This is a genomic window from Streptomyces sp. CB02980 (genome assembly GCF_014451325.2).
GTDB lineage: Bacteria > Actinomycetota > Actinomycetes > Streptomycetales > Streptomycetaceae > Streptomyces.
The window spans coordinates 399907-418557 of sequence record NZ_JACSCH020000001.1; the positions used below are offsets into that span (position 1 = coordinate 399907).

Sequence of the window (18651 nt, forward strand, 5' to 3'; positions counted from 1 at the left end):
CGTGAACCGGGTCGAGCACGTCATGGGCCTGCCGGTCTCCCTGCGCATCGACGACGCGTACGTCCCCGAGGGCGCCGCGGACGCGGTCTTCGCCTGGCTGCGCGAAGTCGACGCACGGTTCAGTCCGTTCAAGCCCCGCAGCGAGGTGTCCCGCCTGAACCGGGGCGAGCTGGGCACCGCCGATGTCAGCCCCGACCTCGCCCATGTCCTGGTGCTGTGCGAGCAGTACCGCAGAGCGAGTGGCGGCGCCTTCGACGTACGGCTGCCGGGCCGGGGCCTCGACCCCTGTGCCGTCGTCAAGGGCTGGTCGGTGCAGCGCGCGGCAGAGCTGCTCAGGGCGGCCGGGGTGCGGCGGTTCTGCCTCAACGCCGGAGGCGACGTCGTCGTCGCCGGCGGCCCCTGGAGGGTGGGCATTCGCCACCCCGAGGACGCCGGCCGGATCTGCGCGGTCCTGGAGCTCACCGACGCGGCGGTCGCCACCTCCGGCCACTACGAACGAGGCGCCCACATCCTCGACGCCCGGAGCGGCCTCCCCGCCACCGGCCTGCTCTCCCTCACGGTCGTCGCACCGACGCTCACGGAGGCGGACGCGACGGCGACGGCGGCGTTCGCGCTGGGCGCGGAGGGCGTCGCGTGGGCGGCCGGGCGCCCGCACTGCGAGGTGTTCGCCGTCGACGCGGCCCGCAAGGTCCTCCGTACGGCGGGGCTGCCCACGGCACGCACCCCCATGGGCGACGCCGCCTGATCATCGCCACGTGATCTCCGCCGTCTGCTCAACTCCGTCTGATCAACGCCGGCTGATCAACGCCGGCTGATCAACGCCGGCTGATCAAGGGAAACGGCGTCAGAGAAGTCCCTAGCTCGATCCGGCAGGCCGGGACCCTGCGCTGCGGGCCGCGAGGAAGAGGAAGAGTCCGCAGGCGGACACGAGCAGCCAGCCCGGACGGGTCGCGGCGGCGAGGTCGGCAGGGCCCGCACCCGCGGCCAGGCCGCCGGCGGCGGCGATGCCGACCGCCGCGCCGACCTGGCGCGCGGTGGAGGTGATCGCCCCCGCCACTCCGGCCCGGGACGGCGGCAGACCGCTGACCGCGGTGTTGGTCAAGGGGGCGTTGGCGAAGCCGAAACCGATGCCGATCAGCAGGAAGGCGAGGAGGATCAACGGCACGCGCGTGTCCCCGTCCAGGTTCACCAGGCACAGGCCACCGGCCGTGATGAACACGCCCGCGAGGATCAGTGGACGCCGGGGGCCGAGGCGCCCCACCAGGGTGCCGGACCAGGGGGCGCACAGAGTGGCGCCGAGCGCCATGGGGAGGGTCACGGCGCCGGTCTCCAGCGGCGTCCAGCCACGGACGTGCTGGAGATGGAGAGTGTTGAGAAGCAGGGTCGCGTTCAGCGCGACGAACACCGCCGTCGCGCCCAGTACCGCCGTGACGAACGGCGCGTGGCGGAAGAGCCCGAGATCCATCAGGGGTTCGCCCCGGCGCTGCTCGACCATGACGAAGCCGGCCGCGGCCGCCGCGGTCACGACGTAACCGGTGAGGGCCGCGGGCGACGTCCAGCCGATATGAGGTCCTTCGATGAGGAGGCCGACGAAGAGACAGAGGAGCACGGTCAGGAGTACCTGGCCGGGCAGGTCGAGGCGCCGGGTGCGCTCCCCCCGGGACTCCGGCACGAACACGGCGACGAGGACGAGAGCCACGACGACCACCGGTGCGTTGATCCAGAACACCGAGCGCCAGCCGAACGCGGCGATGAGCGCCCCGCCGGTGACCGGGCCGGCCGCCATGCTGAGCCCGAAGACCGAGGCCCACACCCCGATCGCGCGTGCCCGTTCCCGCGGGTCGGGCATGGCGTTCACCACGATCGCCAGGGCCACCGGACTCAGCATCGAGGCCCCGACGCCCTGGACGGCGCGGGCGGCGACGAGGACGCCGAGGGACGGGGCGAGGGCGCACGCGAGCGAGGCAAGGCCGAAGACGGTCAGCCCGCACCGGAACACCCGGCGGCGCCCGAGGCGATCGGCGAGGGCGCCCGAGGCGACGAGCAGACTGGCCATCATCACGGTGTAGGCGTCGACGACCCACTCGAGGCCGCGGGTGCCCACGTCGAGGCCCTGCCCGATCTCGGGCAGCCCCACATTGACGATGGTGGTGTCGACACCGACCAGGAACATGCTGAGCGCGCAGACGGCGAGCACCGTCCAGCGCTTGCGCGGGCTCAGCGGGGAGGGTGGCGCGGCCAGGGATTTCGTGAGCACGGTGGGACCCTTCGACGAGATCGGACGCCGCCCACATTCGGGCGGGTCGGGGGCCGCGGACCATGAAATTTGCGGAGACCGCAAAATGGGGGCATGGACGCCGAACTCTCCGAACTCCTCGACGGCATCGGGCCACGACTGCGCGCGCTGCGGCGCGACCGCGGCCTCACCCTCGAAGTCCTCGCTCAGGACACCGGGATCTCCGTGAGCACGCTGTCGCGCCTCGAGTCGGGCCTGCGGCGTCCGACGCTCGACCTCCTCATTCCGCTCGCCAGGGCCCACCGCGTCGCACTGGACCAGCTGGTGGCGGCCCCGGCGACCGGCGATCCGCGGGTCCATCTGAGGCCACGGAGCCGGGAGCACGGGAGCGTCCTGGTCCCGTTGACGCAGTACCCGGGCCGGGTCCAGGTCTTCAAGCAGGTCCTCGCGCACCGCGAACCACGACTGGTGACCCACGCCGGCTACGAATGGCTCTACGTGCTCGCCGGGGAGCTCCGCCTGATCCTCGGAGAACGCGAGGTCGTCCTCCGGCCGGGCGAGGTCGCCGAGTTCGACACCGGCGAACCGCACTGGTTCGGCCCGGCGGGCCGTGAAGCGGTGGAGATCCTGCACCTGTTCGGCCCCCACGGGGACCAGGCCGTCGTACGAACCGGCCCGACGAAGAACGGCTGAGCCGACGCCGAAATCCGGGCTGAGATGCGCGGTCGTCCTCATCAATCGCAGGGCTTCAAGGCCATCGTGTTGTTGAAGTGGTAACCGCGGTGAAGCGCTGGCATCCACGCCTTCGGCGGCGCATGATGGACATAGTGCCCTCACCCACATGGACACAGAGCGTGACGGCCTTCTTGGCTCCCACGCCGGTCCCCGCACATCAAGTGGTTGAAGTCGATCGAGTAGTTCGCTACTCGGGACTTCCAGGTGGCCGCATCACGGAAGGACGGACATCGTGGCCGTTCTCAAACTCTCGCTGTTCTCGAACAACTTCCCCGATTTCTTCATCATCGATCACGACGGCCTTGCCGACATCGCCAAGATCGAAACCGAAGAAGACCGTCGTAACGCCACGTTCCAGTGGACCGGCCCCAGCCTGGTCAATTTCGGCGGAACAGGAATGCTGGTACGGGCGGTTGCTCCGCCAGGATTCTGTCTGCGCATCGCGACGTTCGACAACTTCCGCATCCACAGCAAGTTCTTCACCGGGATCACGGACCCCCAGGTCAAGGCGGAGGTCATCGAGGAATCGACGTACGTCATCGAACCGGCCAAAATCGATCCGAACCAGGCTTCGTTCCGGTCCGTGAAGTTCCCGGACCGATTCATCCGGCACAGGAACTTCGCACTCTTCGCCGAGCCGGTCGTGACCCCGTCCGAACTGCAATCCGCATGCTTCAGAATTGCCTCGCCGCTCCACCCGGAGGAGTTCTAGACGCGCCGGGGCGGAATGGGGAGCGCGCGGCAGAAGCCGCGTGCTCCGCGTCGTCCGCGGGCGGCCGGCCACGTCGTGTCGGGCGCGCCGGCCGACGACCGAGTAGTGACTCGTCGCCGGCCTCTCCCCCATCCCCGGACACGGTTCATGCACCGCCGAAGGGGCTCCCCGCGTCCATGGGGAGCTGCTGCTCCCGCGCGCGTGAGGACGGCCTCTGCGCGCCGTCCCGGTCACGCGATGACTTCTGGTTCGTACGAGGGTTGTAACAGACGCGAGATGCCGGTGAACCGGCTTCCCCACGTGGCAAGAATACCGATGTCGCTTGCACAAGGACCGGCTCCGGGCCGGTCACGGGGGAAGAGAGAACGGCATGAACTCGAAGACGGTCAGAGCCGGTTCACCGCGTCGGGGCCTGCGCGGCGCTGTCCTGGGCGCGGCCGTGGTCGCGGCTCTGCTGACGACCACCGCCTGCCAGGGCGACGGCGAGGCCGCCGCGCCGCCGTCCGCCTCCGCCCCGTCCAGCGCCGCCCCCTCGGGCTCCGCGTCGGCCGGCGGAAGCGCTCCGGAGACCACCGCGCCCACGGGCGATTCCGGGACCGGCAGCGGCAGCCCGACGGCCACCGCGACCGGGGACAGCGGCGAGACCGGCGGCGGCAACGGCACGAAGTACGAGGATTGCGAGGCGGACGGGCTCACCACTGCTGTCGAGCTCCAGGACGAGCGCGGGGAGACCCCCCGCCACTTCCTGCTGACCGTCACCAACACCGCGAAGACTCCGTGCGTCCTCAACGACGCGCCGCAGGTACGGCTCAAGGCAGGCAACGACGCCCCGATCGTCGAGACGCTCGGGGAGCCGGACACCGAGCCCGTGGTCGTCGAGGGGGGCGGCAAGGCCTACGCCGGCCTGTACGTCTTCGGGAACGACGAGGGGGGCGAGGCACAGTACGACCAGTCCGACCGCTTCACCGCGACCCTGGTTGCCGGCGAGGGCACGGAGCTGAGGGGCACGCTCGTCTTCGACCTGCCCGACAGCCTCGACACGGTCTCCGTCGACGACGCGGCGCGGGTGAACGGCTGGGCCGGTACCGAGGGCCTTGCGATGCGCCCGATCACCCAGCTCTGAGGAGTGCCGCGGGGACCGTCGTACCCCCATCGCTGGGGGGGTGGGACGACGGCGGTCCTTGCGGGGCGCGGGCCCGGGTCAAGGAAGCCCGCGCGGGTACGGCGGTGAGAGTCACGCGAACGACGGCCACCGGTTGGCGGCCCACTCCCGCCAGTTCCCCCAGCCACGGGGCGGTCCGGCAGGTCCGCGGCCTCCCAGCTCCGCCGCGTCAGGCTCCTCGAAGTGCGCCCGCCCGTACAGGATGTCGGCCTCGGTCATCGGTAGCGTCTCGTCAGGCGCGGTTGTCTGGCGCTGGGCGATCCGGGCGCGTTGGGTCTCAGCGTCCACCGGTAGGTAGACCATCCGGAAGCACGCGTCCTCGGACTCCACCAGCCATCGGATCGCGGACCGTTCGTCCCGGGACCAACAGCCGTAGTCCACCACGACCTTGGTACCCAGCTTCACCGCCTCCAAGGCGAGCCAGAGCATGCGCCCCTCGAGCACATCGCGCTTCCCGTCCGCCTCCGCCTCGCCGAACAGGGGAATCATCCAGTCGTCGGGCGTCAGACGCAGCGCGCCGTGCTCGTGGGCAAGCTGCCGGGCCCTCGTAGTCTTCCCGGCCCCCGGCAGGCCGACCATAAGGAACAACGTCGTCACGCCCTGATCGTGTCAGGGAATCGGAGCCGTCGACGACCGCTTTATCTGCCCGATCAAGGCCTTCCGGGCGGTCGCGACCGCCCGGAACACCCACGCCGCCGGAACCGCGGCGGACCTACCTGACGAGCTCGGTCGGTTCGTCCAGCCGCGTCAGCTTCCGCGGGTTTCGTACGACGTAGATCCGGGTGATCCGCCCGTTCTCCACCACGAGGCTCACCGCCGAGGGCTCGCCGTCGAACTCGATCCGGCCCGCGGGCGCGCCGTTGAGCCACACGCTGGTCGTCCCGAGCACGGCCACCACCCGGTTCGCGCGCGCGAGCAACGGCGCCACCGCTTCGGCACCGTGGATCGGAGCCAGAGCGGCGGGCACGATCCCGCCGCCATCGGCGATCAGGACCACGTCAGGCGCCATGACCTCCATCAGCTCCTGCAACTGGCCGGTGTGCAACGCGGCCAGGAACCGCTCCACCACGACCTGCTGCTCCGACCGGTTCACCCGCACCCGCGGCCGTCGGGCCGCCACGTGCTCGCGAGCCCGCCGCGCGATCTGGCGCACCGCGACGGGGGTCTTCCCGACGGCCTCGGCGATCTCGCCGTACGGCATCTCGAACACCTCACGGAGCACGAATACCGCCCGCTCGGTGGGCCCGAGGGTTTCGAGGACGGTCAGCATCGCGATCGAGACGCTCTCCGCGAGTTCGATGTCCTCGGCCACATCGGGGCTGGTCAGCAGCGGCTCCGGCAGCCACTCGCCGACGTACTCCTCGCGGCTGCGCGCCAGGGTGCGCAGGCGGTTGAGGCCTTGCCGTGTGACGACACGCACGAGGTACGCCCGCGGATCGCCCACCTGTGACCGGTCGACGCCGGCCCACCGCAGCCAGGACTCCTGGAGCACGTCCTCCGCGTCGACCGCCGACCCGAGCATCTCGTAGGCAACCGTGAACAGAAGGCCGCGATGGGCGACGAACGGGTCCTCCGTCATGCCGCCGATACTCCCCGGGACGTCTCAGGACGCGCAGCCAGGGGAATCTCGCAGGCCTCGGAGAAGCCCTGCGACGTGACCCCGTTCGCGCTGTTGTTCCTGGTCGCCATGTTGACGAAGGCGATGTACGCGGTGAGCTCGACCATCGCCGCCGGGCCGAGGCGGCCGAGCAGGCTCGCGTACAACTCGTCGGTGACGGTCGGCGGTGTGTTCGTCATCGCCTCGGCGTACTCCAGCGTGTCCCGCTCCAGCGGCGTGAACACCTCCGACTCCCGCCAGCGCGGCACCTGGCTCGCCTTGGCCAGGTCCAGGTGCGCGTTCTGCGCCTGGAAGTAGCCGACGTCGAGGCACCAGCCGCAGCCGACCTGTGCCGCGACGGCCATGTGCGCGAACGACTTGAGACTCGCGTCGGCCGCATCCCACTCAATGAGCTTGGCCGAGAACTCCAGGTTGGACGTGGCGACCTCGGGGCTGTGCCACACCACCTCGACCGGCTCGGGCACGGCACCGAGCTGCTTGATCATGCTTTCGCTGAGCTCGGTGGGGAGCTCGGCCTTCGGGACGCGTAGCGCCATGGTGTTTCTCCTTGTGCGTCTGACTGGTTGCCATGAAGACACCGCCGGGCCCGCAGATGTGACACTCACAGCCACCACAGATCGTCACGCCGGCGCACACAGGCCGGCGGGCGCTCGGATCCCCGTCTACCGGATGTCCCGCTGCCCCACTGGGCTCGCCTTGCGGCCCCCGCTTCGCGGCGGGGCTGCCTGGAGTCGTCAGGAGCACGAGCTCCTGACGACTGCTGTGGCGAAGCACCGGGCCGGTCGTCGGCCGCCGGCAGCGGCCGACTGCGTTCGGCACGTGTCAGTGGGTGGTGGACCAGCCGAGCCAGCGACGGAGCGCGATGTGGGTGCTGTCGTCCAGGGTGCAGAGCACGTCGATGGCGTCGAGATCGCCCGGCAGCGGCGCGATGCCTGCCGCGGTGAGAGTGGCGTGCAGCTCCAGTCGGCGGCGGTCGGCCGGCTCCAGGCCGTGGGACGGGCTGCCTGAAGGCGCGGGCTCCGGCTTGGAGTAGTCGTCGAACTCCGTGATCCCGCAGGTCGCCGATGTCTCCCCGTGCAGGTCGTCGAAGTCGTACACGGCAGGGAAGCGGTACGGGTCGAGATCCAACAGTGCGCGCGGAGCCGTGGTGAGCGCCTGAAACTCGGTCATGAGCGTCTCCTCAGTCGTCGTGCAACGTTCGTGCAGGGAACGACGACACGGGTACTGCGGCCCGTTGCGATCCGGAGAGAAACCCACCCGGATGCCGCCTACTCCATCTCGTCACAAGTGAGAAGACCCGACGAACGCCGCGCACGCCGCGTGAGACCGAGCTCCACGGGCTGGCCAGTGGCGGCGTGCACTGGTGGCTCACGGCTGCTGATCAGGGGCTCTGTGCGGTACGGAGGCGGAACGTTCCGCCGGCCGCGGTGCCGTCATGTCGAGCAGGAGCAGGGCGTCGTGGTCGGGGCTGCCGGGTTCGGCCGTGTAGACGCCGATGCGCCGGCCAGGGGTGCCTTCAATGTGCAGTGACTGTGAGGTCAGGGTGATCGTCCCGACCTGGGGGTGGTGGAACGTCTTGTGGGCGGGCTTGCGACCGGTGACTTCGTAGCGTTCCCACAGGCCTGCGAAGTCAGGGCTCTTGAGCAGAAGCTCGCCGACGAGGTTCGTGAGGTCGGGAGCGTCGGGTGCGGTGCCGGCGGTGGCCCGCAGACGGGCGACGCACGCGGTGATCTGCCGGTCCCAGTCGGCGAACAGATCGCGGGCCGCTGGATGAAGGAACAGGTAGCGGGCGAGGTTGCGGTGCTTGGCCGGCCAGTCGTCCAGACCCGCGTACAGGGCGAGGCCGCCGGGGTTCCAGGCGAGCATGTCCATGCTGCGGCTGATGACGTACGCCGGGTTCGGGCGCAGTGACTCCAGGAGCAGCTTGAGGTGGGGGCGCACGCTGCGGCTCGGGACCGGGGGCGGTTCGGGGGCGTAGCGGGCGGCGCGGGCGGCGAGCTCGCGCAGGTGCTGGTGTTCTTGGTCGTCCATGTGCAGGGCTCGGGCGAGCGAGTCGAGGACGGCGGGGCTGGGGCGGGTCTCCTTGCCGCGTTCGAGGCGCACGTAGTAGTCGATGCTGATCCCGGAGAGGGTGGCCAGTTCTTCGCGGCGCAGGCCGGGGGTGCGGCGGATGCCGGCGCCCACGGTGAGGCCGACGTGGTCGGGGCTTGTCTGGGTGCGGCGGGCGCGCAGGTAGCGGCCCAGCTCGGCGCCCTCGCTGTTGGCGCTCTCGGATGCCATGGTTCCAGTCTCACCCGCTCGGCACGTGGCTCGCAGACGGGAGGGGGGCCCTGCCATGACCCCTGAAGAGCCCGCCCTGCCACACCGGAGGAATCCAGGCGAAGGTGAATGAGCACGAGGCCGGCACCACTGACCACCCGCGCCGCCCCGCACGACCCGCTCACGCTCGTCCAGACCGCGGATGCCTGCCGGGCCATGACCGACCGCGAGGTCCTCAAGACCCCCATCCGCCCCTGACCACCCTCTCCCGCCCGCTCCCGCCCGTACAGCGAAGGACATTCCGCTCATGCAGACCGTCACCCTCAACAACGGCGTCGAGATGCCGCTGCTCGGCTTCGGCGTCTACCAGATCCCCGCCGAGGACACCGAGCGCGCCGTATCCGAGGCCCTGGCCGCCGGCTACCGCCTGCTGGACACCGCCGCCGCCTACGGCAACGAGGAAGCCGTGGGCCGCGCCATCGAGTCCAGCGGCATCCCGCGCGAGGAGTTGTTCGTCACCACCAAGCTGTGGGTCCAGGACGCACCGGCCGAGGGCAACACCAAGCGCGCCTTCGAGGCCTCCCTGGGCAAGCTCCGCCTGGACTACGTCGACCTGTACCTGATGCACCAGCCCTTCGGCGACGTCTACGGCCAGTGGCGCGCCATGGAGGCGCTCAACCGCGAGGGCGTGACCAAGGCGATCGGGGTCGCCAACTTCTACCCCGACCGCCTGATCGACCTGATCCTCAACAACGAGATCACCCCGGCCGTCGACCAGATCGAGACCCACCCCTTCTTCCAGCGCACCGACTACCAGGACCTCATGCGCGAGCACGGGGTGCAGATCCAGTCCTGGGGCGGCTTCGCCGAGGGCAAGAACGACCTGTTCACCAACCCGCTGCTTGCCGAGATCGGCAAGGAGTACGACAAGTCCGTCGCCCAGGTCGTGCTGCGCTGGCTGACCCAGCGCGGCGTCGTCGCCATCCCCAAGTCGGTGCGGGCCGAGCGCATGGCCGAGAACATCGACGTCTTCGACTTCCAGCTCACCGACGAGCAGATGGCCGCCATCGCCACCCTCGACACGGGCCGCTCCCTGTTCTTCGACCACCACGACCCCGAGATGGTCACCTGGCTCGCCAAGCGCCGCCTGAACGCCTGAACGCCTGACCCGAACCCCTCACCCGAACGCGACCAGCACCAGCACCAGCACCAGCACCAGCAGACGTGAGGCGGCTCGCATGTTGCCGCGGTGTGGTGGAGTCATGGCGGGCTCGTGGCAGCAGGCCCCGTCGCGACGTCCGAACGGCGGCGCACGTCTAGCATCCGGGGAACGGCCCCGCCGCTGCCGGTGCGGAGCCGTACCCGGTCACTGCCAAGGGCAGGTTCGTCATGAGTACATCCCGCACCCTCACCGTCGGCGAAGCAGAGGCTCGACTGCCCGAGCTGAACGTGGTCGACGTCCGCACCCCGGGCGAGTTCGCGTCCGGCCGTCTGCCCGGCGCCGTCAACGTCCCCCTGGAACGCATCGAGGACAGGGTGCCCGACCTGCGGGACGCCACCACGAGCAGGCCGCTCCTGCTGGTGTGCGCCTCCGGTGCCCGATCCGAGAAGGCCGTCGCGACCCTCGCCTCCCACGGGGTCGCCGCGGCGAGTCTCACCGGCGGCACCCGGGGATGGGCCTCGGCCGGCCATCCGCTCGAATACCCGCCGGGACCCGTGCGGAAGGTCTGGGGGATGGAGCGTCAGGTGCGCTTCACCGCAGGGGTGCTGGTGCTGCTCGGCCTGGTTCTCGGGCTGCTCGTCCATCCCGCGTTCCAGGTGCTCTCGGCGGGGATCGCCGGGGGTCTGGTGTTCTCGGCGCTCACCGACACCTGCGGCATGGCGGCGGTCCTGGGCCGGCTTCCCTTCAACCGGCGCGACGCGGCACCGCACAGCTGACGCGCGCCGCCGCTTCCCGCGCGGTCACTGCCGTGCGTGCGGGTCCGGCGGGGCGGAGTGACGACTCTCGGGGCCGAACCGGCCGAGCAGCGCGGTGAGAAGGACTGCCGTCAGGGTGCCTGCGACGACGCCGCTGCCCAGGATCGTGCGGGCCCAGCCGGGGAACCCCGCATACAGATCCGGGGTGAGCAGCGGCAGCAGTCCCACGGTGAGCGCGAGCGCGGCGGTCAGCGAGCCCGTACCGGTGCCGGACAGGTCGGCGCGGCGGAGCATCTCGACGCCCATGACGGCGATCACGGCGTAGACGACGAGGGCGGAGCCCCCGACGACGGCCTCGGGTATGCCCGCCAGCGCCCGGGACACGGGCGTGGCCAGGCCGAGGACGACGAGGAGTACTCCGGCCCCGGCGGTCACGAACCGGCTGCGGACGCCGGTGAGCCGGCCGATGCCGATGTTCTCGGCGCTGGTGACCATGAGGGACGTACCGAACAGCCCGCCCGCCAGGGAGACGACGGCGTCGGCACGGGCGACGCGCGGGACGTCCCGTTCGGGCGCCGGGGTCCGGCCGACGGTCTCGCTGTTGAGCACGGTCTGTCCGGTGATCTCGGCCAGGGTGGTGAGGCTGAACAGGAGCAGCGGAAGGGCGGCCAGCAGGTCGAACCGCGGTGTCCCGAAAGGCAGGAACGCGGGTAGAGCGAAGCCGCTGCCGGCCGCGGGGGCGAAGCCTCCCAGGCCGGTCGCCACCGCCACGGCGGTGCCCGCCGCCATCCCGATGAGGACGGAGGTCTGGCGCCAGACGCCGCGCAGGAACACGTACGCGGCGACGGTCGCCGCGACCGTGAGCCCGGCGAGGAGCACCGCGCGGGGCTCGCCCGTGCCGTCCGGGCCGGTGACGAGCCGGGCCGCGACCCGGATCATCGCGATCCCGATGAGCAGCACTGTCACCCCCATGACCAGGGGCGGGAAGAGCCGTACGACGCGGGCGTACAGGGGCAGCACGGCCAGGAGCAGGGCCGCCGCCAGGAGGACGGCGCCGGCGGCGGTCGGCGCCCCGTGGTCCTGGGCGATCTGGAGGAACAGTGCGGTCGCGGCGCCGCCGGGCAGCATGACGAACGGAAGGCGGCCGCCGATCCGCCACACGCCGAGGGACTGGAGCAGGGTGCCGGCTCCGCACAGCAGCAGGACGGCGCTGAGCAGCGAGGCCGTCGCACCGGGCGCCATCCTCAGGGTGCCGGCGACGAGGAAGACGGTGGAGACCGGGGCGGCGATCATGGCCAGGACGTGCTGGGCCGACAGCGGTACCAGTCTCCGCCAGGGAACCGTCGCGTCGACGGCTTCGACGCCTTCGACCGGGTCGCCGGAGGCAGGAGTGGACGCGGACGTGGAGTCGGACGTGGCCTCCGGGGTGGCCTTGGACGCCGGGGTGTTCGTCATGCCGTCGTCTCCAGCCACGGGATGTCGGCCGCGGTGTAACGGTAGGCGCGGAAAACCGCGTTGGGTTCGGACGGGAAGAGGCCACGGACTTCGCTCTCGCCGTAGCCGGCGAAGTGCGGGACGACGTACTCCCAGCACAGGTAGCCGTCCTTGGTCACTTCGAACAGCCTCCCCGACGGCGAGTCGGTGACGAGCGTGTTGCCGTTCGGCAGGCGCTGCGCCGAGCCCATGAAGGGCGCGAAGAAGAACTCGCGCGCCGGGTCGTGGTACTCCCACACGATGTCGCCGGCGGCCCGGTCGATCTCGATGACGCGGGAGTACGGGACGTCGTGTCCGGGCCGGAAGGCGCCGTTGTCGAAGACGAGCAGCCGGCCGTCGTCCAGTTCGGTGGGGGCGTGCTGCTGGCTGACCGTGCCGGGGCGGCTGCGCCAGAGGATCTCGCCGGTGTCGCGGCTGATGACGACGACGGCCGAGACGCTGCGCAGGCTGGCCAGGATGTTGCCGTCCCGCAGGGGCGTGACGCTGTTGATCAGGGGCCAGTGTTCCCGCGCATAGGCCTCGTGCAGAGGGAAGGACGCGCGGTCGAGGTGCTCCGAGGCCCGCCAGGACCAGAGGAGTTCACCGTTCGGGCCGACCTCCTTGATGGTGTCGGCCCAGACGACACCGCCCTCGGCCTCGGAGCCGGGCACGCCGCCCCGTACCGTCGCGGCTTCGGCCCCGGTCAGGGGTTCCAGGGCGGTGTAGAGGACGCGCCCGTCGTCGAGGTGGTGGGCGTCGTGGTGCTGGAGGGGGTCGCGGTGTTCCCGCAGGACGGTGCCGTCGGGTGCCGCACGGAGCATGACGCCGCCCCGGTACTTGTGCCACATCGGGAAGAGGGCACGCTCCCCCGGAAGTACGCCGTTGTAGGCCAGCGTGCCGTCGGCGAGCAGACGGGCGTGGCGGCCGGGGCGGTACGGAAGGTTCCAGCTGTGGACGGTATTGCCGTGGAGATCGATGAGGTAGACCTCCCCGGTGCCGGTGAGCGGTGCGTAGAGGGTGTAGCCGTCGGACACGGCCGCCTCGTCGAGGGCGATGAGGCCGACAGGACGGCGGCGGCGTGAGTTCTGGTCGACAGAGGGCACGTAGGGACTCCTAGCTTCAAACTTTCTTTGATGACAACAACCGACTTTGACGGTAGGGCCGCTGTGTGACGGGCGTGTGTCGGGAGTACGAAACCGTCTCCGAGTTCCCGCGTTGCGCCGCGTAAGGTGCCGTCAGGCGCCGTCGACCAGGGAGAACGGCGCCTCGGGGCGGGGAAGGACGGGACATCCATGGAGGCTGAGAGCACGAACACCCCTCGGGTGGGGGCTGCGGTACGCCGCCGACGCCGGGCACTCGACCTGACGCTCGCCGACGTGGCGCGGCTCAGCGGGCTCTCCTCCCCGTTCCTGAGCCAGATCGAGAATGACCGGGCACGCCCGAGCATGCGGTCGCTGCAGCGGATCGCGGACGCCCTCGGCACCACGGCGGTGCAGCTGCTCGGGACCTCGGACGAGACACGCACGATCGACGTGGTGCGCGCAGGTGACGACAGCGGCCTCGACCGGGAGGCCGGCGTCCGGCCGGTGGTACGGGGCCGCCATCAGCTGCACGCGCTCGAGTTCGTCGGCGAGCACGAGGCGGATCGCGAGTTCCGGCACCGCAACGACGAGCTGATGTACGTGGCGGACGGCTCGGTGGAAGTCGAGGCCGAAGGCCGGATCCACCGACTGGGACGCGGGGACACGCTCCTGGTGTCAGGCGGCGTCCGGCACCGCTGGCGCACCGTCGAACCGGGGTCGCGGGTCCTCGTGGTCGCGGTCGGCGACCACGTCGACGTCCTGGAGCCCTGACGGGACGAGCGCCTTCCCGACGCTCTCGGACCGGGAACTGTCCACGCCCTGAGCGATCTACCGATCCACACGATCTAAGCGATCTACGCGGTGTTCGTCCATGCCTCCGTCTTCTTGATCCTCAAGTGCGTGACGGAGACCGAGGCCGCACGCTGGAAAGCGTGACCTGCCCCCCGGCCGCCTCACGCCGCCGAAGGCCCACACCGTCGAGTCGACGAAAGGAGCACCGCCGCCATGAGTGACCTCATCCTGATCCGTCACGGCGAGACGGAGTGGAGCGTGAGTGGGCGCCACACCGGCCGTACCGATCTGCCGCTCACGCCGGACGGCGAGGCGGAGGCACGCACGCTCGCCCCGTTCTTCGAGGGCCTCTCCCCTTCCTTCGTGCTCACGAGTCCCTTGCGGCGGGCCCGGCACACCGCGGACCTCGCCGGGCTGCGGGACGCGGCGATGGACGAGGACCTGTGCGAGTGGGACTACGGCGGGTACGAGGGGCTGACCACGGCCCGGATCCACGAGACCCGGCCCGACTGGTCGCTGTGGACCGACGGCGTACCCCCGCACGCCGACGGACGGCCGGGCGAGTCCGCCGAGGACGTAGGACGACGGGCCGACCGGGTGCTGGCGCGCATCGCGCCTCTCCTCGCCGCCTCGCAGGAGGACGGCGTGGTGGTCGCGCACGCGCATCTGCTGCGCGTCCTCACCGCCCGCTACCTTGGCCTGCCGGCGTCCGAGGGGCGGCTGTTCCTCCTGACGACGGCGACGGTCGGCAGGTTGTCCACGGAGCACGGACTGCCGGTGGTGGCAGGCTGGAACCAGCGCCCGCTCCCCCGTGTCCGTACGTGACACGGAGGCCGGTCGCCTGAAGGAGGGGCGGCTGCCCGCACCGCCGTACAGGACTCCCCCGACTGAGCCGAAAGAGTGCCCCGTCCACCCGCTCGTCCCCCCGACGACTGGCGGGGCGCCAGGAGCAGCGATGCGATGGGGCCATGCACCAGCGTGAGCACACCATGAACCGGTACGCCGGGCATTGGGCAGCGTGGCCGCCGGTGGCCGGCGCTGCGGTCATGGCCACCGGCATCCTGTCGGTCGGTCTGAGTCTGACCGGCTTCGAGGTGGTCTCTCTCGTGGCGCTTTGGCTGGCCACGGCGCTGTGGCTGCTGCTGGCGTTCGGCTTCTCGGCCCTGCTCCTGAGGGATCGGCGCCGCTGGGAGGTGACCGCCGACACCCCGCCGGCGCTCACCGCGGTCGCTGCCACGACAGTGCTCGGCGTCCGGTTCGAGCTCCTCGGCCTCACTCCGGTGGCCGTGTCACTCCTGGTGATCGCCGCGGTGGTGTGGCCGGTGATGCTGGTCGCCGTCCTCCGGCACCTGACCCGGCGGGCACCGGGCGCCGTGTTCCTGATCTGTGTGGCCACCCAAGGGCTCGCGGTGCTGTGTGCCGTCCTCGCGCCGGAGGCCGGTGACTGGCTTGCTCGGGTGGCTCTCGGCTTGTTCCTCCTCGGGCTCGCGTTGTACGTCGACGCCCTGGCCCGCTTCGATCTCCGCCAGGTGGTGACGGGCGCGGGCGACCAGTGGATCGCGGGCGGGGCGCTGGCGATCTCGGCGCTCGCCGGATCGAAGCTCCTCGCCTCGGGCGTCTGGTCGGGCGGCGCGGTCACGACGCTGCGGACGACCACGCTCGTCCTGGTGGCGCTTGATCTGGCCTGGTACGCAGTCCTGCTGTGCGGCGAGTTCGCCCGGCCACGCCTGGGCTACGACGTCCGTCGTTGGGCGACGGTCTTCCCGCTCGGCATGACGGCGGTGGCGTCCCTGTCGGTGGCGGCCGCCACCGGAGTCGGGTGGCTGGAAACGTTGGGTCGGGTGCTGATGTGGATCGCCGTGGCCGTATGGCTTCCGACCTCCTACGGCTTCGCCCGCTCGCTCATGGGGCACGCCGCCGACCGCTCCTCCCCCGCTGCCGGCGACCGTCGCCCGGCCCGGGCACACCGGTGGCGGTGACAACCAACGTATGGTTCGGGGCCTTCGAAAAGCCGCCAAGCCGCCCTCCTTCCGCGGTGACGCGCGGCTGCGGCCCGCCGATGGCACCCAGGGCTCTCCTGTCCGTTCCTCACGAGGTGAGGCGTCGGGCAGGCGAAGGGTGCACACTGGTCCTGGAGCTCCGCACGCTCCCGTTTCTGGCCCCTCCGAGAGACACCTCATGCACTACGAGACCTCCGAGGAACACGTATCGGGAACGCCGGCCACGGCGTCGCCCCTGGCCGATCGCGTCAAGATGGCCGGACCGACCCTCCTGTTCGGCCCTGCCATCGCCAAGGCTCGTCCGTACGGACTGCCGGCCCGCTCCAGTCGCTCGATCTGAGCGCTGTGGGACGTGGCGACTCCTGGAGCCCTGAGAAGCTCCGGGACGATCCACCCGGGCGGCGGGAGGAGGACACATGGCAACGTCACAGGGCTCCACACCCCGTGCCGGACCGGAGGACGGGGCCGGAGGAGCATCGCCCGGCGCCGCGGCCGACCCGGCGGACCAGCTGGCGCGTCTCGGCCGTTCGTGGGTCTGGCTCCTCGGTGCCGCGATGGCGACGCTCATCCCGGGCATCCTGGCGCTCGTGTGGCCGGACGTCACCTTGCACGTCCTGGCCGTGCTCATCGGGGTGTACCTGTTGCTGACCGGCGCCTTCCAGTTCGTGACCGTGTTCGGGCGCAGCAGCGACCGCGTGCCCGGCCTGATCGTGGCGGTCCTGTGTGTCCTGGGCGGCGTGCTGTGTCTGAGGAACCCGCTCCAGACGATCGCCGCGCTCTCGCTGATCGTCGGCGCCGTCTGGCTGGTGTCCGGCATCGTCACCCTCTACACGGCCATCGCGACCAAGAACATGCCGCACCGCGGCATCGTCATGGCCGTCGCGGCTCTCGGCATCGTCGCGGGAATCGTGGTGCTGGCGCTGCCGGCGGAGTCGGCCCGGGCCCTGACCAGGCTGCTCGGACTGTGGCTCGTCCTCCTCGGCCTGGCCGAGACGGCCGTCGCGCTGGCGTGGCGGTCGGCACTGCGCAGGGCGGGCGTCACGGGCCACGACGACTCGCCGGGCCCGGCCATCTGACCGCCGCGTCGCCGACGCAGCCTCGCGCGCCCGCCCTTCGGGGTGAGGCTCTCCCCACCCCCACCCCGCCACGCGGAGGACCCGAGGTACGCCACGGCATGCCCGGCGACCGCGGAAACGGAGGAATCATGTACCTCGCCTACGACTACCCGCTGCTCAATGTCTTCTGGACCATGTTCTGGTTCTTCCTCTGGGTCCTGTGGTTCATCCTGCTCTTCCGGATCATCACCGACATCTTCCGCGACAAGGACATGAACGGATGGGCCAAAGCGGGTTGGCTCGCCTTCGCCATCCTGCTGCCCTTCCTCGGTGTCCTCGTGTACGTGATCGCCCGCGGCAAGAACATGGGCCGCCGCGAGATAGCCCAGGCCCGTGACCAGCAGCGAGACTTCGACGCCTACATCCGCGAGACCGCGTCCGGTGCGGCGCGACCCAGCAGCGCCGAAGAACTGACCAGGCTCTCCGAACTCCGCTCCCGTGGAGACATCACGGATGAGGAGTTCAACCGGGCGAAGGCGCTGGTCCTGACCGACGACCGGCCGGCCACGAGCCCCGCACCCGGCGTGCCCCCCACCCCCGGACGCTGACCGCGCCCGACGATTCGACCGAGAAGCGAGGGATCGCGATGGCTTCCACTCACACCACACGGTCGGCAGACACGACGAGACAGGCCTGGGCCGGCGGACTGACCGTCTTCGCCGCCGTCATGCTCGGGATCACCGGCCTCGTCGGGATCTTCCGCGGCATCATGGCGATCGCGGAGGACGAGGTCTTCGTCGACACGCCCAACTACGTCTTCAAGTTCGACCTGACGTCATGGGGCTGGATACACCTCTCCCTCGGCGTCATCGCGATCCTCGTGAGCTTCGGGTTGTACCGGACGGCCACGTGGGCACGCGTGGCCGGCGTGGGCATCGCCGCGCTCGTCATCATCGCCAACTTCCTTTCCCTGCCCTACTACCCGGCCTGGTCGATCCTGATGGTCGCCATGTCGGGATTCGTCATCTGGGCACTGTGCGCGGTGAAGCGGGAGGAACTCCTCTGACGCAGGGCCTCCTCCGCCGGAACGGCCCGCCCCGCGGCGGACCGGTCCGGCGTGGGCCGTTCGGCGCGGATGGGCCGGTCAGGCGCCCTCGTCGAAACGGCCCGCCTCCACCTGGAGGGCAAGGGACTGCAGCACTTCGGCGGAGGAGACGTCGGTCCGCCCCTCGTCATGCGCCACGGCGAGACTGGTGAAGGCCAGGGTGAACCCGGAGACCATGGTGTACAGCGCGGGACCGAGCGCTGAGGCGAGGAGGTGGGCGACCTCCTGCGGAGTGGCGTCGGCCGGCACGCTGATGTGGGGCAGCATCTCGTTCAGCATCTGGGTGACCACCCGCGGCTCGATCTCGGACGCGGCCTCGAAGGCCTCGTCGCCCTCACTCTCGTCCTCCACGGCCCGGCGGATCTCCTGAGCCTCCGTCAGGATGCCGATCACTCGCTTCAGAACCTCAGCTCGCTCCATTTCACGGAGCCTAGCCCCAGGTCGGCAGGAGTGGTGGTGCGGCAAGCAGTTCACACTCGGCCACGCGCTACTCGATCGCCTCCCC

The 18651-nt window shown here is 70.7% G+C and carries 23 protein-coding genes; 14 read left to right on the plus strand and 9 right to left on the minus strand.

What is annotated here, in order from left to right; all coding sequences use genetic code 11:
• Position 1: 1 nt before the first annotated feature.
• The gene (locus tag E0F75_RS01960) at positions 2 to 745 is read left to right on the plus strand and encodes an FAD:protein FMN transferase (protein WP_187620650.1); all 744 of its coding nucleotides are present in this window, start codon (positions 2 to 4) and stop codon (positions 743 to 745) included.
• Between the two features lie 111 nt (positions 746 to 856).
• On the opposite strand, the gene E0F75_RS01965 is transcribed toward E0F75_RS01960, so the two are convergent.
• Positions 857 to 2257 carry an MFS transporter gene (locus E0F75_RS01965; protein ID WP_187620651.1) on the minus strand — a complete coding sequence of 467 codons (1401 nt, stop codon included), beginning with the start codon at positions 2255 to 2257 and terminating at the stop codon, positions 857 to 859.
• 93 nt (positions 2258 to 2350) lie between these two features.
• Between E0F75_RS01965 and E0F75_RS01970 the strand changes: the two genes are divergently transcribed.
• The 3 genes from E0F75_RS01970 (at position 2351) to E0F75_RS01980 (ending at position 4806) form a co-directional block, all read left to right on the plus strand.
• Entirely contained in the window at positions 2351 to 2929 is a 579-nt protein-coding gene (locus E0F75_RS01970) for a helix-turn-helix domain-containing protein (protein WP_187620652.1), read from the plus strand.
• A gap of 274 nt (positions 2930 to 3203) precedes the next feature.
• A complete protein-coding gene (locus E0F75_RS01975; RefSeq protein ID WP_187620653.1) occupies positions 3204 to 3683 on the plus strand; it encodes an AbfB domain-containing protein in 480 nt (159 codons plus the stop codon).
• A gap of 370 nt (positions 3684 to 4053) precedes the next feature.
• Entirely contained in the window at positions 4054 to 4806 is a 753-nt protein-coding gene (locus tag E0F75_RS01980) for a DUF4232 domain-containing protein (RefSeq protein ID WP_187620654.1), read from the plus strand.
• 111 nt (positions 4807 to 4917) lie between these two features.
• On the opposite strand, the gene E0F75_RS01985 is transcribed toward E0F75_RS01980, so the two are convergent.
• From E0F75_RS01985 to E0F75_RS02005, 5 genes are all read right to left on the minus strand, one after another.
• Complete coding sequence (locus tag E0F75_RS01985; protein ID WP_187620655.1) at positions 4918 to 5442, minus strand: ATP-binding protein; 525 nt, start codon at positions 5440 to 5442, stop codon at positions 4918 to 4920.
• A 115-nt stretch (positions 5443 to 5557) separates the two neighbouring features.
• A complete protein-coding gene (locus E0F75_RS01990) occupies positions 5558 to 6424 on the minus strand; it encodes an RNA polymerase sigma-70 factor (RefSeq protein ID WP_187620656.1) in 867 nt (288 codons plus the stop codon).
• A complete protein-coding gene (locus E0F75_RS01995; protein WP_187620657.1) occupies positions 6421 to 6999 on the minus strand; it encodes a carboxymuconolactone decarboxylase family protein in 579 nt (192 codons plus the stop codon). Before E0F75_RS01995 ends, E0F75_RS01990 begins: the two co-directional genes overlap by 4 nt.
• Before the next feature lie 286 nt (positions 7000 to 7285).
• Entirely contained in the window at positions 7286 to 7633 is a 348-nt protein-coding gene (locus E0F75_RS02000) for a hypothetical protein (RefSeq protein ID WP_187620658.1), read from the minus strand.
• 198 nt (positions 7634 to 7831) lie between these two features.
• Complete coding sequence (locus E0F75_RS02005; RefSeq protein WP_187620659.1) at positions 7832 to 8743, minus strand: helix-turn-helix transcriptional regulator; 912 nt, start codon at positions 8741 to 8743, stop codon at positions 7832 to 7834.
• Positions 8744 to 8851: 108 nt separating this feature from the next.
• On the opposite strand from E0F75_RS02005, the gene E0F75_RS39900 reads away from it, so the two are divergent.
• The 3 genes from E0F75_RS39900 (at position 8852) to E0F75_RS02015 (ending at position 10660) form a co-directional block, all read left to right on the plus strand.
• A complete protein-coding gene (locus E0F75_RS39900) occupies positions 8852 to 8980 on the plus strand; it encodes a hypothetical protein (RefSeq protein WP_267499282.1) in 129 nt (42 codons plus the stop codon).
• 49 nt (positions 8981 to 9029) lie between these two features.
• On the plus strand, positions 9030 to 9881 hold the full coding sequence (locus E0F75_RS02010; RefSeq protein ID WP_187620660.1) for an aldo/keto reductase: 852 nt from the start codon (positions 9030 to 9032) through the stop codon (positions 9879 to 9881).
• A gap of 230 nt (positions 9882 to 10111) precedes the next feature.
• Positions 10112 to 10660, plus strand: a complete 549-nt coding sequence (locus E0F75_RS02015) for a rhodanese-like domain-containing protein (protein WP_187620661.1) — start codon at positions 10112 to 10114, stop codon at positions 10658 to 10660.
• Between the two features lie 24 nt (positions 10661 to 10684).
• Here the strand turns inward: E0F75_RS02015 and E0F75_RS02020 are convergent, their stop codons facing one another.
• Positions 10685 to 12094: a uracil-xanthine permease family protein gene (locus tag E0F75_RS02020; protein ID WP_187620662.1), complete on the minus strand. Its 1410-nt coding sequence runs from the start codon at positions 12092 to 12094 to the stop codon at positions 10685 to 10687.
• Positions 12091 to 13215, minus strand: coding sequence for an aryl-sulfate sulfotransferase (locus tag E0F75_RS02025; protein ID WP_187620663.1), 1125 nt, complete (start codon positions 13213 to 13215; stop codon positions 12091 to 12093). Before E0F75_RS02025 ends, E0F75_RS02020 begins: the two co-directional genes overlap by 4 nt.
• A 189-nt stretch (positions 13216 to 13404) precedes the next feature.
• On the opposite strand from E0F75_RS02025, the gene E0F75_RS02030 reads away from it, so the two are divergent.
• The 7 genes from E0F75_RS02030 (at position 13405) to E0F75_RS02060 (ending at position 18107) form a co-directional block, all read left to right on the plus strand.
• Positions 13405 to 13965: a helix-turn-helix domain-containing protein gene (locus tag E0F75_RS02030; protein ID WP_187620664.1), complete on the plus strand. Its 561-nt coding sequence runs from the start codon at positions 13405 to 13407 to the stop codon at positions 13963 to 13965.
• A 234-nt stretch (positions 13966 to 14199) separates the two neighbouring features.
• The gene (locus E0F75_RS02035; RefSeq protein WP_187620665.1) at positions 14200 to 14811 is read left to right on the plus strand and encodes a histidine phosphatase family protein; all 612 of its coding nucleotides are present in this window, start codon (positions 14200 to 14202) and stop codon (positions 14809 to 14811) included.
• 143 nt (positions 14812 to 14954) lie between these two features.
• Positions 14955 to 15965, plus strand: coding sequence for a tellurite resistance/C4-dicarboxylate transporter family protein (locus E0F75_RS02040; protein WP_229312434.1), 1011 nt, complete (start codon positions 14955 to 14957; stop codon positions 15963 to 15965).
• A gap of 199 nt (positions 15966 to 16164) precedes the next feature.
• Positions 16165 to 16326 (plus strand): hypothetical protein, encoded by a 162-nt coding sequence (locus E0F75_RS02045; RefSeq protein ID WP_187620666.1) that lies wholly within the window; start codon positions 16165 to 16167, stop codon positions 16324 to 16326.
• Positions 16327 to 16402: 76 nt separating this feature from the next.
• On the plus strand, positions 16403 to 17062 hold the full coding sequence (locus tag E0F75_RS02050) for an HdeD family acid-resistance protein (RefSeq protein WP_187620667.1): 660 nt from the start codon (positions 16403 to 16405) through the stop codon (positions 17060 to 17062).
• 128 nt (positions 17063 to 17190) lie between these two features.
• Entirely contained in the window at positions 17191 to 17649 is a 459-nt protein-coding gene (locus E0F75_RS02055; protein WP_187620668.1) for an SHOCT domain-containing protein, read from the plus strand.
• A 38-nt stretch (positions 17650 to 17687) separates the two neighbouring features.
• Entirely contained in the window at positions 17688 to 18107 is a 420-nt protein-coding gene (locus tag E0F75_RS02060; protein ID WP_187620669.1) for a hypothetical protein, read from the plus strand.
• 78 nt (positions 18108 to 18185) lie between these two features.
• Here the strand turns inward: E0F75_RS02060 and E0F75_RS02065 are convergent, their stop codons facing one another.
• Positions 18186 to 18566: a hypothetical protein gene (locus tag E0F75_RS02065; protein ID WP_187620670.1), complete on the minus strand. Its 381-nt coding sequence runs from the start codon at positions 18564 to 18566 to the stop codon at positions 18186 to 18188.
• Positions 18567 to 18651 lie beyond the last annotated feature (85 nt).

Bases quoted from the DNA above. Each gene is read 5' to 3' on its own strand.
- E0F75_RS01970 (WP_187620652.1), top strand. From the start codon at position 2,351: ATGGACGCCGAACTCTCCGAACTCCTCGACGGCATCGGGCCACGACTG.
- E0F75_RS01980 (WP_187620654.1), top strand. From the start codon at position 4,054: ATGAACTCGAAGACGGTCAGAGCCGGTTCACCGCGTCGGGGCCTGCGC.
- E0F75_RS01990 (WP_187620656.1), bottom strand. From the start codon at position 6,424: ATGACGGAGGACCCGTTCGTCGCCCATCGCGGCCTTCTGTTCACGGTT.
- E0F75_RS01995 (WP_187620657.1), bottom strand. From the start codon at position 6,999: ATGGCGCTACGCGTCCCGAAGGCCGAGCTCCCCACCGAGCTCAGCGAA.
- E0F75_RS02000 (WP_187620658.1), bottom strand. From the start codon at position 7,633: ATGACCGAGTTTCAGGCGCTCACCACGGCTCCGCGCGCACTGTTGGAT.
- E0F75_RS02005 (WP_187620659.1), bottom strand. From the start codon at position 8,743: ATGGCATCCGAGAGCGCCAACAGCGAGGGCGCCGAGCTGGGCCGCTAC.
- E0F75_RS39900 (WP_267499282.1), top strand. From the start codon at position 8,852: ATGAGCACGAGGCCGGCACCACTGACCACCCGCGCCGCCCCGCACGAC.
- E0F75_RS02010 (WP_187620660.1), top strand. From the start codon at position 9,030: ATGCAGACCGTCACCCTCAACAACGGCGTCGAGATGCCGCTGCTCGGC.
- E0F75_RS02015 (WP_187620661.1), top strand. From the start codon at position 10,112: ATGAGTACATCCCGCACCCTCACCGTCGGCGAAGCAGAGGCTCGACTG.
- E0F75_RS02020 (WP_187620662.1), bottom strand. From the start codon at position 12,094: ATGACGAACACCCCGGCGTCCAAGGCCACCCCGGAGGCCACGTCCGAC.
- E0F75_RS02030 (WP_187620664.1), top strand. From the start codon at position 13,405: ATGGAGGCTGAGAGCACGAACACCCCTCGGGTGGGGGCTGCGGTACGC.
- E0F75_RS02035 (WP_187620665.1), top strand. From the start codon at position 14,200: ATGAGTGACCTCATCCTGATCCGTCACGGCGAGACGGAGTGGAGCGTG.
- E0F75_RS02040 (WP_229312434.1), top strand. From the start codon at position 14,955: ATGCACCAGCGTGAGCACACCATGAACCGGTACGCCGGGCATTGGGCA.
- E0F75_RS02045 (WP_187620666.1), top strand. From the start codon at position 16,165: ATGCACTACGAGACCTCCGAGGAACACGTATCGGGAACGCCGGCCACG.
- E0F75_RS02050 (WP_187620667.1), top strand. From the start codon at position 16,403: ATGGCAACGTCACAGGGCTCCACACCCCGTGCCGGACCGGAGGACGGG.
- E0F75_RS02055 (WP_187620668.1), top strand. From the start codon at position 17,191: ATGTACCTCGCCTACGACTACCCGCTGCTCAATGTCTTCTGGACCATG.
- E0F75_RS02060 (WP_187620669.1), top strand. From the start codon at position 17,688: ATGGCTTCCACTCACACCACACGGTCGGCAGACACGACGAGACAGGCC.
- E0F75_RS02065 (WP_187620670.1), bottom strand. From the start codon at position 18,566: ATGGAGCGAGCTGAGGTTCTGAAGCGAGTGATCGGCATCCTGACGGAG.